This is a genomic window from Labrys miyagiensis, assembly GCF_030160835.1.
In the GTDB taxonomy this organism is placed as follows: Bacteria; Pseudomonadota; Alphaproteobacteria; order Rhizobiales; family Labraceae; genus Labrys; species Labrys miyagiensis.
Genome location: NZ_BSPC01000006.1, coordinates 1 through 17,005 on the forward strand (window position 1 = coordinate 1; position 17,005 = coordinate 17,005).

At 58.8% G+C, this 17,005-nt stretch carries 17 protein-coding genes; 10 read left to right on the forward strand and 7 right to left on the reverse strand.

Features of this window, described 5'->3' with window-relative positions:
* Positions 1 to 9: 9 nt before the first annotated feature.
* Entirely contained in the window at positions 10 to 567 is a 558-nt protein-coding gene (locus QQL24_RS04095) for an alpha/beta hydrolase (protein WP_284310634.1), read from the reverse strand.
* The gene (locus tag QQL24_RS04100) at positions 564 to 1,712 is read right to left on the reverse strand and encodes a Gfo/Idh/MocA family protein (RefSeq protein WP_284310635.1); all 1,149 of its coding nucleotides are present in this window, start codon (positions 1,710 to 1,712) and stop codon (positions 564 to 566) included. The genes QQL24_RS04095 and QQL24_RS04100 overlap by 4 nt, the downstream gene beginning before the upstream one ends.
* Positions 1,713 to 1,897: 185 nt before the next feature.
* Here QQL24_RS04100 and QQL24_RS04105 point away from each other — a divergent pair, with 185 nt between their 5' ends.
* Complete coding sequence (locus QQL24_RS04105) at positions 1,898 to 2,719, forward strand: sugar phosphate isomerase/epimerase family protein (RefSeq protein WP_284310636.1); 822 nt, start codon at positions 1,898 to 1,900, stop codon at positions 2,717 to 2,719.
* A 22-nt stretch (positions 2,720 to 2,741) separates the two neighbouring features.
* On the opposite strand, the gene QQL24_RS04110 is transcribed toward QQL24_RS04105, so the two are convergent.
* Positions 2,742 to 3,503: a DeoR/GlpR family DNA-binding transcription regulator gene (locus QQL24_RS04110; RefSeq protein WP_284310637.1), complete on the reverse strand. Its 762-nt coding sequence runs from the start codon at positions 3,501 to 3,503 to the stop codon at positions 2,742 to 2,744.
* A gap of 179 nt (positions 3,504 to 3,682) precedes the next feature.
* On the opposite strand from QQL24_RS04110, the gene QQL24_RS04115 reads away from it, so the two are divergent.
* From QQL24_RS04115 to QQL24_RS04140, 6 genes are all read left to right on the forward strand, one after another.
* Entirely contained in the window at positions 3,683 to 4,483 is an 801-nt protein-coding gene (locus QQL24_RS04115) for a class I fructose-bisphosphate aldolase (protein ID WP_284310638.1), read from the forward strand.
* 2 nt (positions 4,484 to 4,485) lie between these two features.
* Positions 4,486 to 5,412: a PfkB family carbohydrate kinase gene (locus QQL24_RS04120; protein WP_284310639.1), complete on the forward strand. Its 927-nt coding sequence runs from the start codon at positions 4,486 to 4,488 to the stop codon at positions 5,410 to 5,412.
* Positions 5,413 to 5,593: 181 nt separating this feature from the next.
* A complete protein-coding gene (locus QQL24_RS04125; protein ID WP_284310640.1) occupies positions 5,594 to 6,739 on the forward strand; it encodes an ABC transporter ATP-binding protein in 1,146 nt (381 codons plus the stop codon).
* 361 nt (positions 6,740 to 7,100) lie between these two features.
* The gene (locus tag QQL24_RS04130) at positions 7,101 to 8,348 is read left to right on the forward strand and encodes an ABC transporter substrate-binding protein (protein WP_284310641.1); all 1,248 of its coding nucleotides are present in this window, start codon (positions 7,101 to 7,103) and stop codon (positions 8,346 to 8,348) included.
* Between the two features lie 143 nt (positions 8,349 to 8,491).
* The gene (locus QQL24_RS04135; RefSeq protein WP_284310642.1) at positions 8,492 to 9,388 is read left to right on the forward strand and encodes a carbohydrate ABC transporter permease; all 897 of its coding nucleotides are present in this window, start codon (positions 8,492 to 8,494) and stop codon (positions 9,386 to 9,388) included.
* Between the two features lie 6 nt (positions 9,389 to 9,394).
* Positions 9,395 to 10,237: a carbohydrate ABC transporter permease gene (locus QQL24_RS04140; RefSeq protein WP_284310643.1), complete on the forward strand. Its 843-nt coding sequence runs from the start codon at positions 9,395 to 9,397 to the stop codon at positions 10,235 to 10,237.
* Here the strand turns inward: QQL24_RS04140 and QQL24_RS36530 are convergent.
* The 3 genes from QQL24_RS36530 to QQL24_RS04155 form a co-directional block, all read right to left on the reverse strand.
* The gene (locus QQL24_RS36530; protein WP_284310644.1) at positions 10,180 to 10,317 is read right to left on the reverse strand and encodes a DDE-type integrase/transposase/recombinase; all 138 of its coding nucleotides are present in this window, start codon (positions 10,315 to 10,317) and stop codon (positions 10,180 to 10,182) included. The genes QQL24_RS04140 and QQL24_RS36530 overlap by 58 nt on opposite strands.
* Complete coding sequence (locus QQL24_RS04150; protein WP_284310645.1) at positions 10,292 to 10,570, reverse strand: hypothetical protein; 279 nt, start codon at positions 10,568 to 10,570, stop codon at positions 10,292 to 10,294. The genes QQL24_RS36530 and QQL24_RS04150 overlap by 26 nt, the downstream gene beginning before the upstream one ends.
* A gap of 289 nt (positions 10,571 to 10,859) precedes the next feature.
* Positions 10,860 to 11,951 (reverse strand): LacI family DNA-binding transcriptional regulator, encoded by a 1,092-nt coding sequence (locus QQL24_RS04155; RefSeq protein ID WP_284310646.1) that lies wholly within the window; start codon positions 11,949 to 11,951, stop codon positions 10,860 to 10,862.
* 112 nt (positions 11,952 to 12,063) lie between these two features.
* On the opposite strand from QQL24_RS04155, the gene QQL24_RS04160 reads away from it, so the two are divergent.
* The 3 genes from QQL24_RS04160 (at position 12,064) to QQL24_RS04170 (ending at position 15,735) form a co-directional block, all read left to right on the forward strand.
* Positions 12,064 to 12,882 carry an ABC transporter substrate-binding protein gene (locus QQL24_RS04160; protein WP_284310647.1) on the forward strand — a complete coding sequence of 273 codons (819 nt, stop codon included), beginning with the start codon at positions 12,064 to 12,066 and terminating at the stop codon, positions 12,880 to 12,882.
* Positions 12,883 to 13,002: 120 nt separating this feature from the next.
* Entirely contained in the window at positions 13,003 to 14,550 is a 1,548-nt protein-coding gene (locus QQL24_RS04165) for an amino acid ABC transporter permease/ATP-binding protein (RefSeq protein ID WP_284310648.1), read from the forward strand.
* 51 nt (positions 14,551 to 14,601) lie between these two features.
* Positions 14,602 to 15,735: an NAD(P)/FAD-dependent oxidoreductase gene (locus QQL24_RS04170; RefSeq protein WP_284310649.1), complete on the forward strand. Its 1,134-nt coding sequence runs from the start codon at positions 14,602 to 14,604 to the stop codon at positions 15,733 to 15,735.
* Positions 15,736 to 15,936: 201 nt separating this feature from the next.
* Here the strand turns inward: QQL24_RS04170 and QQL24_RS04175 are convergent, their stop codons facing one another.
* The gene (locus QQL24_RS04175; protein ID WP_284310650.1) at positions 15,937 to 17,004 is read right to left on the reverse strand and encodes an ABC transporter ATP-binding protein; all 1,068 of its coding nucleotides are present in this window, start codon (positions 17,002 to 17,004) and stop codon (positions 15,937 to 15,939) included.
* Position 17,005: the final 1 nt, after the last annotated feature.

Consider the following 17,005-nt stretch of genomic DNA (forward strand, 5'->3'; position numbering starts at 1 on the left):
TCGACAACCTCAATCTTCCCGGTCGCTTCCGAATGGACAACCTCCTGAAAGCTCACACCTAGCCATTAGAGCAAGTACGGCAGCAAGGTTTCCGCCGGAGCTGTCCCCGCCTACCGCGATCCGCCTCGGATCGAGCCCGAGCCTTGATGCATTTCGATGGAGATACCGCAGCGCATCCGCACAATCCTCGAGACCTGACGGGAAAGGCGCCTCCGGGGCCAGACGGTAGTCCGGCGCCGCGACGACGGCCCCTGCAAGATTGGCGATCCGGCGGCAAATTTCCTCATGCGTTTCGGGCGAACCGAACAGCCATCCACCCCCATGCAGATACATCAGCGAGGGAGCACCAGCCACCGGAGCCGAAATCCCGCGCCAACATTTCAAGCGTACCGTGCCGCACCGGATCTCTTCGATTTCGGCGACGGGCTGGAGGGGCGCCTGATCCAGCGCAAATCCATCATGAAAGCGCTTCCGCGCCGCCGCCGCTGAAAATTCGACAAGCGAAGGAAGTCGCGCCGCCTCTGCTCGTTTCAGAAATGTCGCGGCCGAAGGGTCGAGCTTGCTCATGCCAGCAACTTCCGCGCATCTTCTTCCGGCAAAGCCTCCGGCCGGCATGACGTAGGGGCGATATCTTGTGGTCCTCCGGACTCGCCTGCGGTCAGGATCGCCTCCATGACTTCAAGGACGTGGAGCGCAAGGTCGCCGGATACGCGTGGCTTGCGTCCCTCGCGCAAGCCGGCGGCAAGATCGGCGAGCCCCAGCATGCGGTAGTTTCCCCGATCTGGCGCCTCGGCCGGCCAGTTCAGCGCGCCGAACGGCAGAGCGCTGGTGTCCACGTTCGACCACGGCCCGCCATGGTCCGACAGGCTGACGATGCCGCTGAAATTGTCAGGATCTGGTAGCCCTATTGAGCCCTCCGTCCCATGCAATTCAATGGGCCGGTTGCTATGACGGAACACATCCCAGGACGCGCCAAACGTGATCTTTACGCCGGAGGCGAATTCCAAGAGTGACAATAAGCTCGTGGGCGTAGCAACCGGGACGCGAGTGCCTTTGCGTGGGCCCTCAGCGGTAATCAACCGTTCAGGGTATGCGCTGGTCGCGATGGCGTGGACGCGACGGATCGGGCCAATCAGATTGACAAGCATGCTCAGGTAATAGGGACCCATATCCAGCACAGGGCCACCGCCTGGCTGGTAGTAGAAACCAGGATCGGGGTGCCAGTGCTCCATGCCCCGGCCCATCATGAACGCGGTGCCGATAACCGGCATCCCGATTTTGCCGCTCTCGACAAGCATGCGCGCATGACGCCCGGCAGCACCCAAAAACGTATCAGGAGCGGAGCCAATGACCAGCCCATATTTTTCGGCAGTCTCCACGAGCATCCGCCCTTCCTTCGCCGTGGCACTCAGGGGCTTTTCGGTAAACACATGCTTGCCCTCATTGAGGGCCCGCATTGATATTTCGAAATGCGCGCTCGGGACCGTCAGGTTCAGTACCAGATCGACGCTGGGCGACTTGATCAACTGATCGCTGTCCAACGCCTGCAGTCCGAAAGCCTCAGCCTTCTCTTTCGCCGCCGCAGGGTTCAGATCGGCACAGGCAACGATCCTGACGCCGTGAAAAAGAGGTGCATTCCGCAGGTAGGCGAGCGAGATACTTCCGCACCCGACGACGCCGATCCGCAACTGGTCGCTCGTTCCTTTTGACATTGTCTTTTCCGTGCCCCCTTGTCGGCAGATGACACTCTTTCGCCGTTTGACCAAATTAATTGACAGATTGTAAAATTCTAAATTACATTATGCAAGAAAAAGGATAATAGGAAACGCGCTGAAAGCCTCGTTCGGAGTGGCGATTGAACGCCGACCATGGACGCGCGTCGCGCAGGAGGACGATGATGAGTAAAAACGCTTTAAAATACGGTTGCCAGACGTTCACTTGGGAAATGTTGGGCAGCAATTGGACGGGCAGCCCGGATGATCTCGTTCAGGCCATTAGCGCCGGGGGCTACGAGGGCATCGAAATCACTGACAAAATGATCGGAGACTATGCCCACCGTCCGGCGGACTTCTCAACCCGGCTGGCAGATGCCGGTCTCAGGCTCGTCTCCTTCGCCTATGGTTCGGATGGCGGCTTCACTGAGCCAAGCCGGTTCTTGTCCGATCTTGATACCTGCAGAAAATGGGCCGACTTCGCCTCGCATTTTCCCGGCGCCCTGTTGTCAATGGGATCGGCGACGGTGATATCCGCCGGTTCGCGGAATGATAAGTTCGAAACCGCCGCCGAAATCTATAATCGGTCCGCCGAGATCGGGCGTGGTGTGGGTGTGACGGTGGCACTTCACCCCTCCTCGCACCACAACACACTTTTGTTCGACAAGGCGGACTACGATCTCATGTTTTCCCTGTTGGATGAGGGCTTAGGCTGGGTGCCGGATACCGGTCACATCCTGCGCGGTGGTCAAAGCATGGCCGAGACACTGACCGCATTCGCGGAGCGCATCCGTTACGTGCACCTGAAGGATGTGGATGCCGCTGGAAACTGGACGATGCTGGGCGAAGGGGTCTGCGACCTGGCTTTGGTCCTCGATAGGGTCTGCCATGCGCCGGAGTTCAACGGCTGGGTAGTGATCGAGGAGGAGTCCGACAGCGCCAGAAACGACCCTGCCGCAGCGGTCAGCGCAAATCTTCGGACCTTGCGCGCATTGAATTTTGTCTGAAGGGCCGGCAACCCCGGTGGCTTCAGGCATAGATGACCTGGGTCCCTATCCGATCCAACTGGCTTCGTATTGTATCCGGAAGACCGTCGTCGGTGATGACAAGATCGACGGATGAAAGCGAAAATGCCTTGGAAGTCGCGCTGATGCCCCACTTGCTCGAATCGGCAAGGAGGACAACACGCCGGGCCATGCGAACGAGGTTCCGCTTCGTTCGCGCCACATCCTCACTTACGTCGACCACATCCAATGACGAATCTATGGCATGCGCCCCGACGAAGACCTGATGGGCGACAAGCCCGCCGAGGGCTGCCTCGGCGTCGGTGATCAGTGTGCTTATCGTGTCGGGATAGACCCGGCCACCGATCATATGCACGTCGAGCCCTGGACGATGCATGAGATGCTGCACGACGTTCATGGCAGTGGTCGCAAGCACAACATTGTTGACCGGAGGCAACTGCATTGCCACCTGCAACAACGTCGAGCCTCCGTCGAAGATCACCGACTGGTTATCCTCGAAAAACTCGACCGCTGCCCGGGCGATGCGCTTCTTTGCCTCGAGATTTGTCTGCATCCGCGTGGCAAAGGCGGCCGAGGTCGAGTCGGTGGTCCGAGTTACCGCCCCCCCGTGGATCTTGGTCAGCAGCCCTTTGCGGTCCAACATCTCCAGATCCGCACGCACAGTGACTTCCGAAACGCCAAAACCATCTGACAGGTCCTTCGTGCGAACCTGTCCATTGCGCTGCACTTCATTCAAAATCAGCTGTCTTCTCTGCTCGGTCAACATTGCCGGCTTACACCTCCACGTCCTGGCCGAACCGTCCCGTGCCAAGCGTCCGTTTGTGACCTCAACCCGAACAGCCCAAATAAGCAAATTCGAAAGATTTCGAAATATTGCATTTTTCTTTCCTTTCGCACAAGACTGATCATGGATTTCAAATCCTTCGAATAAGGAATTCGTCACTCATGAGTTTGGGAACCAAAGTGCGCCTTGCGCGCCTCTTTTCGCATCCATCGGGGAACCTTTTTGGTGGTGCGGTCGATCACTTCGTCGGCTATGGCGACGTGCGCAAGGGCGGCCTTGCCGATCTACCCGGCGCTCTGGCACGAGTAATGGCGGGCAAACCCGACTACGTCAGTATCCAGCCTGGCGCGGCGCGCCACCTGTGGCCGCAATATGCGGGCAAGGCTTCCTTAGTAATCCAGGCGGGGTGCTTCACGGCGGACGATCGGATTAGCGAGTTGATTGCCACGCCTGAGGATGCGGTGCGTGCTGGGGCCGATGCATTGGCCGTGGCCATTCCGGTGCGGGGCGCGACTGAAGGTAAGTACATCCGCTGGCTGACCGATTCGGTGAATGCGGCGGCCCGCTACGGGATGCCGGTGGTGGCACATATCTATCCTCGCGATTTCACCGATGGAGCAAAGATCGTGTTCACGCCAGAGGAGATCGCCTATGCCGCGCGCATCGGCTATGAAACGGGCGTGGACGTGATCAAGATCGGCTACACAGGGGATTTTGAGTCCTTCAAGGAGACAGTGCGGACCTGCCCTGTACCGGTTGTGATCGCCGGTGGCCCAAGAACCGAGTCCCTGCTCGGTGCGCTTCAACAGACTGCAGATGCCCTTCGGGCCGGAGCTCGCGGTGCGGTAGTGGGCCGCAATCTCTGGGGGCATGGCGATCCAGCCAAGGCAGCACATGCCTTTCGGAGCGTCATACACGACGGCCTTTCGGCGGCAGATGCCATCGCGAAGGCAGGCGCCTGAACATGCCGGCGGTGCCTTCAATTCTGGGCTTCGGCTCCATTGCCATCGACGAACTTATCTACGTTGATCAGTCGTTGTCGGCGGGCAAGGGGAAGGTGCTGCATAGCACCCAGGCTTTCGGTGGTAATGTCGCGACGGCCCTTGCCGCCGTCGCGCGTCTCGGGGGAACCGCGGGGTTCGTAGGGTGGCTCGGCAACGCGACGGATGACCTTGTACTGTGCGATCTCGCCGCTAGCGGTGTCGAAACGGCATTCGCGCCACGCCACCCCGGCGCCCGTCCGATCCGGTCGCGAATTATCGTCGGCCCAGACGGAGACCGATTTATCGCCTATGATGACGACGCAATGCTGGGCACCGCCTCAGATCTGCCAGACGAAGTCCTGGGTAGCGCTGCGGTTCTGATCATCGATAGCTATGCGACGCAGTCGTTGGACGTCGTGGCTCGGGCTCGAAATCTTGGCGTAGCAATCCTGGGCGATATCGAATGGGGCAGCGGTCCAGCCACGGACAGGCTAATTGGGCTCTGTGATCACCTGATCCTTCCTCTGGGCTTTGCACGGCTCGCGACAGGCTGTTGGTCGCCCACCGAGATACTTGATGCACTCTGGTCGCCATCGCGGGCCGATGTGGTTCTGACCGATGGCGAGAGGGGCGTCTATTTTCGCGGGCGCGACGAGACAAAACTCTGGCACCTACCGGCTCACTGCGTCCCTGTCGTTGACACGACCGGCGCGGGGGACTGCTTCCACGGTGCCTATGCCCATGCATTGACCCGCGGAGCCGACAGTGCAGGCCGGGTCGCCTTCGCAGCTGCTGCTGCGGCCCTGTCGATAAAGGGGCGCGGCGGGCGCGAGGCACTTCCGACCTGCGATGAGGTCGCGCAGCTCCTCGCATCCGCTGACGCTCCGTCCGCAGCCGAATTGAAATAAGGGACGCTCTGCCGTCGTCATCAAAAAAATTTCTGATATGTAATTAATATTTTACTTTCTGTAATATTTGTGCAATAGGAAAAAATAAGGGAGGCACGGGACGCGGAACACTCTTCCGCGAGTTCCGAGCAAAATGGAGTTGCCACCGCAGTGGCACCCGTAACGCTTGTGGAGGGAGGATATGGCGGAAGTCATTCTGGAGAATATCTACAAGACCTACGGAAACAAATTCCACGCGATCAAGGAATTGAATCTCTCGGTGAGGGATGGTGAATTCTTGATTCTCGTCGGGCCATCCGGCTGCGGCAAATCCACCGCCCTGCGGATGATTGCGGGGTTGGAGGACATCACCACTGGTAGCCTGCGCATCGGCGGTGTCGACGTGGCCGACATGCCTCCCAAGGACCGCGACATCGCAATGGTTTTCCAGAGCTATGCGCTCTATCCGCATATGACGGTGTCCGAAAACATTGCCTTTTCGATGCGGCTGGCGGGCAAGTCAAAGGCCGAACGTAAAAGGCGTGTGGATGAGATTGCCAAAACCCTGCAACTGACCTCGCTTCTGGATAGCAAGCCCGCGAACCTGTCCGGCGGGCAGCGTCAGCGGGTCGCCATGGGTCGCGCGATGGTACGCGAGCCCGCCGCCTTTCTCATGGATGAACCTCTGTCCAACCTTGACGCGAAACTGCGCGTCCAAATGCGCGCGGAAATCACCAGCCTCCAAAAGCAACTTGGCGTAACAACGATCTATGTGACCCACGATCAAGTCGAAGCAATGACAATGGGGGACAGGGTCGCGGTCATGAAGGGAGGCGTGCTCCAGCAGGTCGACACGCCCAAGAAACTCTACGAGTCGCCAGTGAATGCTTTCGTTGCGGGCTTCATCGGTTCCCCTTCGATGAATCTTTTCGAAGCGACGCTGAGGAGCGGTGAACTCTTGTTTCGTGAGTGTGCCATCCGGCTACAGGACACAGCCTTCGATCGTCGGCCAGGCTTGAAGTCATATGAAGGGCGCAAGGTCGTGTTCGGCATCCGACCGGAGGATCTTTATGACAGCGATCTCGAGTCGGGCCGCAAGTATCAGACGATACCGGCTAAGGTGACTTCGATGGAGGAGCTCGGGTCTGAACATATCGTCCATCTCAATATTGATGCAGTCCGGGTGGACTCGGGAGATCCGGACGCGGTTGACGATTTCGGCTTGACGTCAAACGCGGTGGCGAAATTCGAACCCGTTAGTGTTGTTCGGGCGGGCTCGGAAATCCGGCTGGCCCTGGACAATGCCAAGCTTCATTTCTTTGATCCCGAGACGCATTTGGCGATCTGACTTTACGCTGGGGTCCCGGCCGGAAGGACAGTGACTCCAGGATAAGTCCAAGTTGACGTTTCATTCGCGAAGGCCGGCCTGTCAGAAGGTCTCGCAGAAGGAACTGCCCAATGCCTGTTTGATGGTTGGGCATCCAGTGAGGGAAGGCGTGTTGTGCCTTTACGTCGTATCCGTTTGCAAGTGTCAAGAGCGTAATTGAAGAATCTCGTTAATTAACAATGCTGTAGCAGGCAGAAGTTTCAAGTTTGGAGATACTAGTTACCAAAATGCCAACCAAATATCGAGAGATGTCGCAATTGAGCTTCTAAATTAACCAGATGTCGGCCGCACTGGGCGTGCCGTCTTGAAGAGGGAGGAAAAAATGACATTTCGGGTACATCCCGCAACGCTAAAACTGGCGGCCGCCGCCTGGTTGCTCGGCGCAACAGGCGCCATGGCGCAAACCACACTGGAGTTCACCCAATGGTGGGAACCCGAGCTGCCGCCTGGCTCCCTGCGGGCGATCATGGATGACTTCGAGGCCGCGAACCCTGGAATCAAGGTGACGTTGGTCAGCGGTCCTTACGCGACCACGCGGGACCAGATTTCGGTCGGCGCCGCTACTGGGACCCTCAGCGACGTCGTCGGTCTTGACGGCGCCTGGGTGAACAATCTGAATGCCCAGAATGCGCTCGCCGACATGAATCCAATGATGGATGCGAGCAAGTTCGACAAGAGCCAGGTCGCGGATATTATCAAGGTAGACGGCAAAGCGGTCATGTTTCCCGTGGCTTCGTTCGTCTATCCGGTCTTCGTGAACTTGGATCTTGCCACCCAGGCAGGCGTGACCAAGCTGCCGTCGACCCGCTCCGACTTTCTCGAAGCTGCCAAGAAGATGACTCATGCCGACAAGAACCAGTATGGCTGGGTGCTTCCCCTCTCGCTGCAGTCTCCGTCTGGTGTCCAGAACGACATGATGTCCTGGGTTTGGGCATCCGGTCAATCGATGATGACGAACGGCAAACCCAGCCTGGAGGGCAAACCGGTCGTCGATATGCTCACCTACGTCAAGTCACTCAATGACGCAGGCGTCATCTCTCCAGGCATCGCCAACAAGAGCGAACAGGAGAAGGTCGAGGAATTTGTAAACGACCGGGTCGGAATGATGATCGACTCGCTTGCGCATGTGAACCTCATCCGCAAACGCAATCCCAAACTCAATTTCGACATCATTCCGATCCCGGTCGTGGAAGGATACACCGGAAAGCGCGGCCTTCCCTATGCCTCATGGGGCATCGGCATCTCTTCGGCCTCGAAGCACCAGGAGGAAGCCTGGAAACTCGTCCAGTATCTGATGAGTGAAAAGGTGAACGCCCGGCTCGTATCCCTTGCTAATGCTTTCCCGGGGAACGTGAATGCCAAGCCTGACTTCGTGACGTCCGACAAGGCATTCGGCAAGGCGTTCGACATCTTCAAGACGGGCTATCTCGCCAACGAGTTTACCGGCCTGCCCGTCGCCGAAGACCTTATGACCCAGTTCGACGTGGAAGCCCAGAAGATGCTCGCCGGCGAGCAAACGCCCGAACAGGCTGCGGGCGCCGCCCAAACGAACTGGATGAAGCATTTCTGAATGGCGTTAGGCATTTTTGCGATCCGCTTGTATCGGGTGGTCTGCCTTTGGGCGGGCCACCCGGCAACAACAGATCTGCAACGCCAGACGGCAGGGTTCCGAAGCTTGCCTCATCCCTTGAAGGCGTACCCTAAGGCTGACACATGACCCGGCAGAAACGCCCCTATTACAAGCTGAAACGAGCGGCCGCACCGTATCTTTATCTTTCGCCCTCGCTGCTCATACTCGGCCTCCTAATGTTGCTGCCAATGGTGACGGTGATCACCTATTCTTTTCAGAATAGTGCCATACTCCGTCGCGATCCATCCTTTGCTGGGTTAAAACACTACCAGGCGATCTTTAACGATCCCGTATTCTGGGCCTCGCTGGGCCACACACTTTACTTCACATGCATGAGCGTCATCTTCCACATGATCATCGGCATGGTCTTTGCTCTTATGCTGAATAGTGATCGGATCAATCCGACGCTGCGCAACGTTCTTCGCGTGCTCTATATATTGCCTTGGCTATTTACCGCGGTAATCATAGCGGTGATTTGGCGGCTTCTTTTAGAGCCAAACGGCGTCGTGAATAGTATTCTCATGCAACTCGGCATTATCGGTTCCAAGATCGAGTGGTTTTCCTCGCCTGAAACCGCGCTGCATGCCGTCACCTTCGCCAATATCTGGGCGGGATACCCTCTGTTCATGGTCAGCTTGCTTGCTGGCTTGCAGGGCATTCCCAGGGATTTTTATGAAGCGGCCGATATCGATGGCGCTAAAGCCTACCAAAAGCTGATCTTCATCACCATCCCACAACTCATGCCGATTATCATCAGCATTTCACTGCTCGACTTCATCTGGACGATGCAGGTCTTCCCGCTGATTTGGATAACGACAGGCGGCGGTCCGATCTACGCGACCGAGGTGCTCAGCACCTACACGTACAAGCTGGCCTTTTCGAGCTACAACCTGTCACAAGCGTCAGCCAGCGCCGTGGTCATCTTGCTGCTCTCTCTCGGCCTCACCCTTTTCTATATTCGCTATCAGAGGGCTCGGTAGGACACCATGAGGAAAAGGACCACGCCCAAAGACAGATTGATCACCCTCGCGCTCCACATAGCTCTTGCCGGGGGACTCTTCTTCGCAGCCTTCCCGATTTATTGGATGCTAGGCAGTTCGTTTAAGTCGAATACCGAAATCTTTGCGCTGCCCCCAACCATTTTGCCGAAGGCCTTCACGCTGGAGGCCTATGCAACCATCTTCACCGACCCGGTAAAGCTGCGCTTTTTCTTCAACAGCTACTTTGTGGCGGGGGTGGTGACCGTCCTCACCGTACTGATCGCTTTGCTGGCAGCCTATGGATTCAGCCGTTTCAACTTCCGGGGCAAGGGCAGTCTGAACACACTGATCATCAGTACCCAGACGATACCCCCAATCACGCTTCTTATCCCTTTCTTCGGGCTGGTGGTCTCATATGGCATCTTCGACACCTATGCCGCCCTCATCCTGACCTACCTGGTCTTTACGCTGCCTTACGCGATCCTGTTGATGACAGGATATTTGAATACTTTGCCTCGTGATCTGGACGAAGCGGTCGCTGTCGACGGCGGCACAAGCTGGACGGCGCTCTGGCGGGTGATCGTCCCAATTTCACTGCCTGGCATTGTGGCCACTTCGGTCTACACCTTCCTTTTGTGCTGGAATGAGTTCCTTTTCGCCCTGACCCTGACCAAGTCCACGTCCATGCGCACTGTCCCGATTGGCATTCAGCTTTTGATGGGGCAGCACGCCTTCGAATGGAATCAGATGATGGCGATGAGCGTTCTTGGCTCCCTACCGCTCTTGCTCATTTACCTCTTGGCCCAGCGCTTCTTCCTCGCTGGCATGACAGCTGGCTCGGTCAAGTAGCCTGGAAATATCGCCTCGCCCTCGTGATCGACGGCCCGCCAAAGATAGTGGAGCTTACCGCCGACCTTCACAAAACTCATCGACGTGCCAGCGCCAGCGGCTGAAGTTTCTAGCTCTCACTCGCCTCTTGCGGATATCGCCAGCGAACAATGGGCCAAAACGGTTCCACCAAAACCTCACCGTCTCATCGCAGATGTCGATGCCGCGCTCATGCAGCAGATCCTCCATATTCCTCAATGACAATGGGTAACGCACATACATCATCACAGCGAGGCGGATCACCTCCGGCGACGAATTGAAATGGCGAAACGGATTGGGTTTGGGGCTCACCATCCTCGCTCCCTACCCTTCCAGGCCACCTTCTGCAATTTGCTCTGACAGAGCCCTCACTGGCGATGGGCGGGAGAGCGGCAGCTGTCAATTCGGCGCCGTGCCGGGGAAAATCAGCGCGAGAACTGGCAAAGAACTCAGCGAAGAGGACCGTAAACGGCGTTTTGCGAATCCAGCGCGTATTCGACAGACGGTGCTCGTCTGTGATTGCGACCGCACCTTTGTGTGTTCGCTCCGCAATTGTGTAGCACCAATTTGCGGCAGGCTCCCGTAGGGAGAGTTAGCTCCAACGTCACAGCCGATTCTTGACGTGCAAAGCCGGCCAGACAGATACGGACTCTCGATTAATCAAGGCTGTTTCCAGAACGCAGCGTCGCGGTGCCACCGTATCGCCACTGATCCGGTCGATCAGCATACGCGCAGCCGTGTGACCAAGTTGGTAGGAAGGTTGAGACACCACCGTCACTGTCGGTGATACGGCGCTCGTCCAGTCCGCGTCGTCAAATGTGATGAGCGACAGATCCTGGGGCACGCGTAGACCAAGAGCCCTTGCCGCACGAAAGACTTCAAGCGCGATCTTGCTGTCGGACGAAAGTACGGCGGTCGGCCTGTCGGGCTGGCGCAGGAGTTCCAGGAGGATCGCCTGCGACCGAGTAGTCGTGGATGCACCGAGGCGGATCTGCCGCTCGGATTCGGTCAATCCTGCCGCTGTCGCGGCTTCGAGAAACCCGGCGATACGGTTCTGGACGGTTGTCAGGGCGATCTGTTCTGAGCCGTAGTATCGCGTGTCGGAAGCGGACGTCGCGGTTATATACGCCAGGCGTCGATGGCCCGACGCGAGCAGAAGGTCTGTTGCCTCCCGCGCGGCCGCCTGATCGTCGATGAACGCGACGTCGACGGGCAGGCCCGGCACGTCGCGGTCGAGCAGTACGAGCGGACATCCCTGCGCCAGCGCGTCCTTCAGATGAGCGCCGTCATGCATTGTTGCCGGAGCAACGATCAAACCGTCGACGCGTTTGGTCAGGAAGACCCGTGTGGCAGACTGTTCGGCGGCGAGCGTTTCACTGGAATTGGACAGAATGACGTCGAAGCCGGCTTCGGCCGCAAGATCACTGATCCCACGCACAGCGAGGCCGAAGAAAGGGTTCTCGATGTCGCCGATAATCACGCCGATGGTACCAGAGCGCCCCGTTGCCATGGTTCGCGCGAGTTCATTCGGGCGGTAGTCGAGACGACGGGCGGTCTCGAGGACTCTCTGCGTTACGGCAGCACTGACCGAGCCATAACCTCCCAATGCCCGGGCTGCCGTCGCCTTCGACACCTGCGCGGCCCGCGCCACATCGGCCACGGTGACCGCCCGTCTAGCGATGATATCGTTGTTCATAGCTCGCCACTATCTCCTTTGCCATAGGGGCGTCAATGTAGATTTACGATTGAAGAGACCGGTCTCATTATGCTATGAGACCGGTCTCAACAACATGCCAGGGGATAACGCAATGAAAAGGCTCAATCGTCGCGAGTTGATCACCGCGACGGCGTTCGGTGCGCTGACATTAGCAATGACGGGGCGTGGCTTCGCAGCGACAACCGACAATCCTTACAATCTCATCGACCCAACGACGATCAGCGTCGGCAGCATGGGGGATGCCAAGCCTTATACTTTCACGGATGCCAACGGACAGTTCGACGGCTTCGATGTCGAGCTTTTCCTGGACGTTGCGCGCCGTATCGGCTTCGACAAGGAGCATGTGACATTCACCGGGCAGGACTTCTCGGCCTTGCTGCCTTCAGTCGCGAATGGACGCTTCGATGTCGCGGTTGCTGCGATCGGTACCACCGACGCGCGCAAGAAGACGGTGGACTTCTCGGACGGTTATCTTGCCGGCTACTTGACCGTCATAACGTCCGACGCTGCGATCAAGAGCGCAGACGACCTGGCCGGAAAGCGTGTCGGCACCGTGCAGGGCACGCTGCAGGAAACCTATGCCAAGACCCATTTCACAAAGTCCGACATCGTCAACTTCCCTGACAATAATTCGGCCATCTCGGCCCTCAATAGCGGGACCGTGGACGCACATTTCCTCGACTACGAAGCAGCCAAGCAATATGGCGAGCGCTTCAACGGACTCCACCTCGCCATCAATATTCCCTCTTTCGATGCCCCGGCGGGCTTCGTCGTCAAGAAAGGCAACGATGCCTTCCGCGAGGCCCTGAACAAGGCGCTGCATGAAGCCATGCAGGATGGCACCTGGAAGACACTTTATACCAAATGGTTTCCGGGCTCCCCGATGCCTGAGCAATATCTTCCCAAGTAAGCGCACCCAAGCAAGGACTTCTCGACCAAACACCAGCGGACACCGGCCAGGTCGTGTGCCCGCTGCTGGACCGTCTGGCCACCGTCCCTCATTTTCAAGCATGCCGGGAAAGACAGCTGCATGAGCTGGTTCGAAATCATCCAACGCAGCTTCTTCGATTGGGATTCTATGGCCGCCGTGCTGCCGAACATGCTGATGGTCGGCCTCAAAAACACGTTGCTGCTGGCCGTCGCCTCCACGTTCCTGGGCATTGTCATCGGCATGATCCTCGCGGTCATGGGCATTTCCCGCTCCATCTGGATCCGAACCCCTGCCCGCGTCTACACCGACATCTTCCGGGGCCTCCCGGCCATCGTCACGATCCTCTTGATCGGCCAGGGCCTCGCCGGCATCGGGCGGCAAGTCTTTGGCCCTTCGCCCTATCCTCTCGGCATCCTGGCGCTGAGCCTGATCGCGGGTGCCTATATCGGTGAAATCTTCCGCGCCGGTATCCAGAGCGTCGAGCGCGGCCAGCTGGAAGCCTGCCGGGCCCTCGGGATGACCTATCCCAAAGGCATGCGCCTGATCGTCATCCCCCAAGGCGTGCGTCGCGTCTTGCCGGCGCTCGTCAACCAGTTCATTGGCAATATCAAGGACTCCAGCCTTGTCTACTTTCTCGGCCTCCTGGCTTCCGAGCGGGAGCTGTTCCGGGTCGGACAGGACCAGGCCGTGGTATCAGGCAATCTCTCGCCCTTGATGCTGGCTGGAATTTTCTATCTCCTCATCACGGTGCCGCTGACGCATGTCGTCAATGCCATCGATCGTCAGCTGCGCACGGGCCGCAAGATCTCGACAGTAACCAGCGGGCTCGACGAGGTGAAAGAACTCGCCGACGCTACCCGCGGCCTCGATGAAGCCGGCACGGTCATGCCCGAAAGAGCCATCAGTCCCTCTGCAAAGCTCAAGGGCGCCGCGCTGGACGTCGTCGCTCTCGATATGGCCTATGGCGATTTCAAGGTGTTGCGGGGCGTGAGCCTGAAGGCCGAAGCGGGCACCATCACCTGCGTGATCGGACCTTCAGGGTCAGGCAAGTCGACGCTGCTCCGCTGTCTCAATCGCCTCGCCGAGCCCGTGGCGGGCGACATCCGTCTCGATGGAAAAAGCATCCTGCGCACCAGGGCCGATCTGTTGCGCCGCCGCGTCGGCATGGTATTCCAGCAGTTCAACCTGTTCCCCGATCATACTGCGATCGGTAACGTCCAGCTCGCCTTGCGCAAGGTCCAGGGACTTCCGGCCGCCGAGGCCAAGCGGATCGCTGAGGAGCGTCTTGCCGAAGTCGGGCTCGCTGGCCGCATGAGCCACCGCCCGATCGATCTCTCCGGTGGCCAGCAGCAACGCGTCGCTATCGCCCGGGCGCTTGCCCTGAAGCCGGAGCTGATGCTCTTCGATGAGGTGACGAGTGCTCTCGATCCAGAACTCGTCAAGGGCGTCCTCAATCTGATGGCGGGCCTCGGCAAGAGCGGTATGACCATGGTGGTGGTTACCCATGAAATGAATTTCGCGCGGCGCGTCGCCGACCAGGTGGTGTTCATGGATGAAGGAAAGGTCGTCGAGGCCGGGCCGCCGGAAGCGATCTTCGGCAATCCACAGAGTCTGCGACTCCAGCGCTTCCTTTCAGAGATGCTCTGACCGCGAGCGCTATCACCCTCGTGTTTTTCCAAATGCCTGAAAGTTTTTGAAATGACTGCATGCTCTCCCGTTTCACGCGCCATTGTTGTTGGCGCCGGCATTTTTGGCGTCTCATCCGCCGTTCATCTGGCCCGTCTTGGCGTTTCGACAGTCCTGGTTACGGACGGACAACCGGCGAATGGTGCATCGGGACGGTCGCTTGCCTGGCTGAACTCGTCGCGCAGGCGCTCCGACGCCTATCACCGCCTGCGGATGATCGGCATCGACCGCTATCGCACTTTGGCGGCGAAGTATCCGGATGCCAGCTGGCTCCGTTTCGACGGAGGTCTGACCTGGGACGCCGACGATGACAAGAACGACATTTCCGGGGTTTTTGCCCATGAAAAGACACTTGGATATGATGCCCAGCTCCTGTCGCCCAAGGAAGTCGGCGCGGTTACGCCAGGTGTCGACGCCCGTTCGATTACTGCCCAAGGTGCAATCTTCAATCCGGGCGAAGGCTGGGTCGATCTTCCTTCCCTGATCGGCGTGCTGCTTGGGGAGTTCCAGCAAAGGGGTGGTGAACTGGTCACCAATGCGGGCAAGGCGACGGTCTCGCTCACAGGGGGACGCGCTACCGGTGTTCTGACGGCTGACGGCCGACATTTCGATGCAGACGCGGTTCTTCTGGCCACCGGTGCCGACGTGCCCGCCATTGTCGCCCGGGATGGACACCACATCGCCGATGGCACGCCAATCGCATTGCTCGTTCGCACCAAGCCGGTGGATCATGCGCTGCGTGCTGTCTTGAACACACCCCGTGTCGCAATCCGGCCGACTCCCACGGGAGCATTGGTTCTCGACTCGGCCTGGTCGGAGGAGGAAATTGTCCTTCACCCAGGCGGCGGCTTCGAGATCAAGGATTCAACGGTGCGCGGGTTGCTCGAAGAAGCCTCAAATGTCCTGGAAGGAAATCCCAGCCTTGAGCTGGACTCTTACGGGGCAGGCCCGAAACCTATCCCGGGCGACGGCGAGCCGGTATTTGGACAGTTGGAAGGCATTCCGGGCTATCACGTCGCCTTCAGCCACAGTGGCGCGACCCTTGGTCTTATCGCCGGCGAGTTGCTGGCAGGCGAAATTGCCAGTGGAGAGCCCCACCCCCTTCTTGCGCCCTTTCGGCCTGGGCGCTTTTCCAAATCAACCTGACCTTCGGCTGGATCGTTTAGACGCATGCCCGAGCAGTGGCTCGGCAGGTCGTAAAGGTTCAGCGCAGGATGAGGTGACGTTCGACGTTGAAGGCTGTGGACGCAGCGTAAGCGGGCAAAAAGATGCGCTGATCTATAGTACAGCCAAATGACGCCTTGAGTGACCGTGAGCTGGAAACGATGGCGGGTGTGAGGGTCGACGTCATTTCCTACCTATCCCAAGCCCGGCTGTTTCCGTGACAATGCCGAACTTTGCAATCGGACCGAGATCATCGCGAATGCAACGGATCATGTGGCCGTCGGCGACCTGCCTCAGCGGCGGCACGGCTTCGGCACAGGCCGGCAGGGCATAGCGGCACCGCGTGCGAAAGGCGCACCCCGAGGGCGGATTGATCGGGCTGGGCATGTCGCCCTTCAAGATGATGCGCTCGCGCCGCAGCGTCGGATCGGGAACCGGAACAGCCGAGAACAGGGCCTGCGTATAGGGATGGCGCGGCTGCCGGAACAGGGCGTTGGTTTCGGCGATCTCGACGATGCGGCCAAGATATATCACCGCCACCCGGTCGCACAGATGTCCGACCACCGCGAGGTCATGGCTGATGAACAGAACCGTGAGGTTGAGCCTCTTCCTGATGTCGATCAGCAGGTTGACGATCTGGGCTTGGATGGAGACATCAAGGGCCGAAACAGGTTCGTCAGCGACAAGCAGGCTGGGTTCGGTGATGAAGGCGCGCGCAATGCCGATGCGCTGGCGCTGTCCTCCCGAAAATTCATGCGGATAGCGATCGGCATACTGGTTGGACAGACCGACCAGTTCCAGCGCCTCAAGGACGCGCGCCTGGCGTGCCGCCTCGTCCAGATCCGCCCGCTGGATCACGAGCGGGGCGGCCACGATCTGGCGGACTGTCATACGCGGATTGAGCGAGGAGAACGGGTCCTGGAAGATCAGCTGCATGCGCGGGCGCAAGGGCCGCAACTGGCGCCGGCCCAGGTCCGTGATGTCCTGCCCGTCAAGAAAGATGCGGCCTCCAGTCGGATGGGTCATGCGAAGCACGGCTTTTCCGAGCGTGCTCTTGCCCGACCCTGACTCGCCGACGAGCCCTAGCACCTCACCGCGCCTGATATCGAAGGACACGTCCTCGACGGCGCGGACGAGATCCCTGCGGCCGAGAAAGCCCGAACCGATACGGTACCACTGCCGCAGGTTTTCCACCCGCAGAAGCGGGTCCGCTTTCCCGGCTGTCGTCGAGGAGTCAAAGGCCGCTGCCATC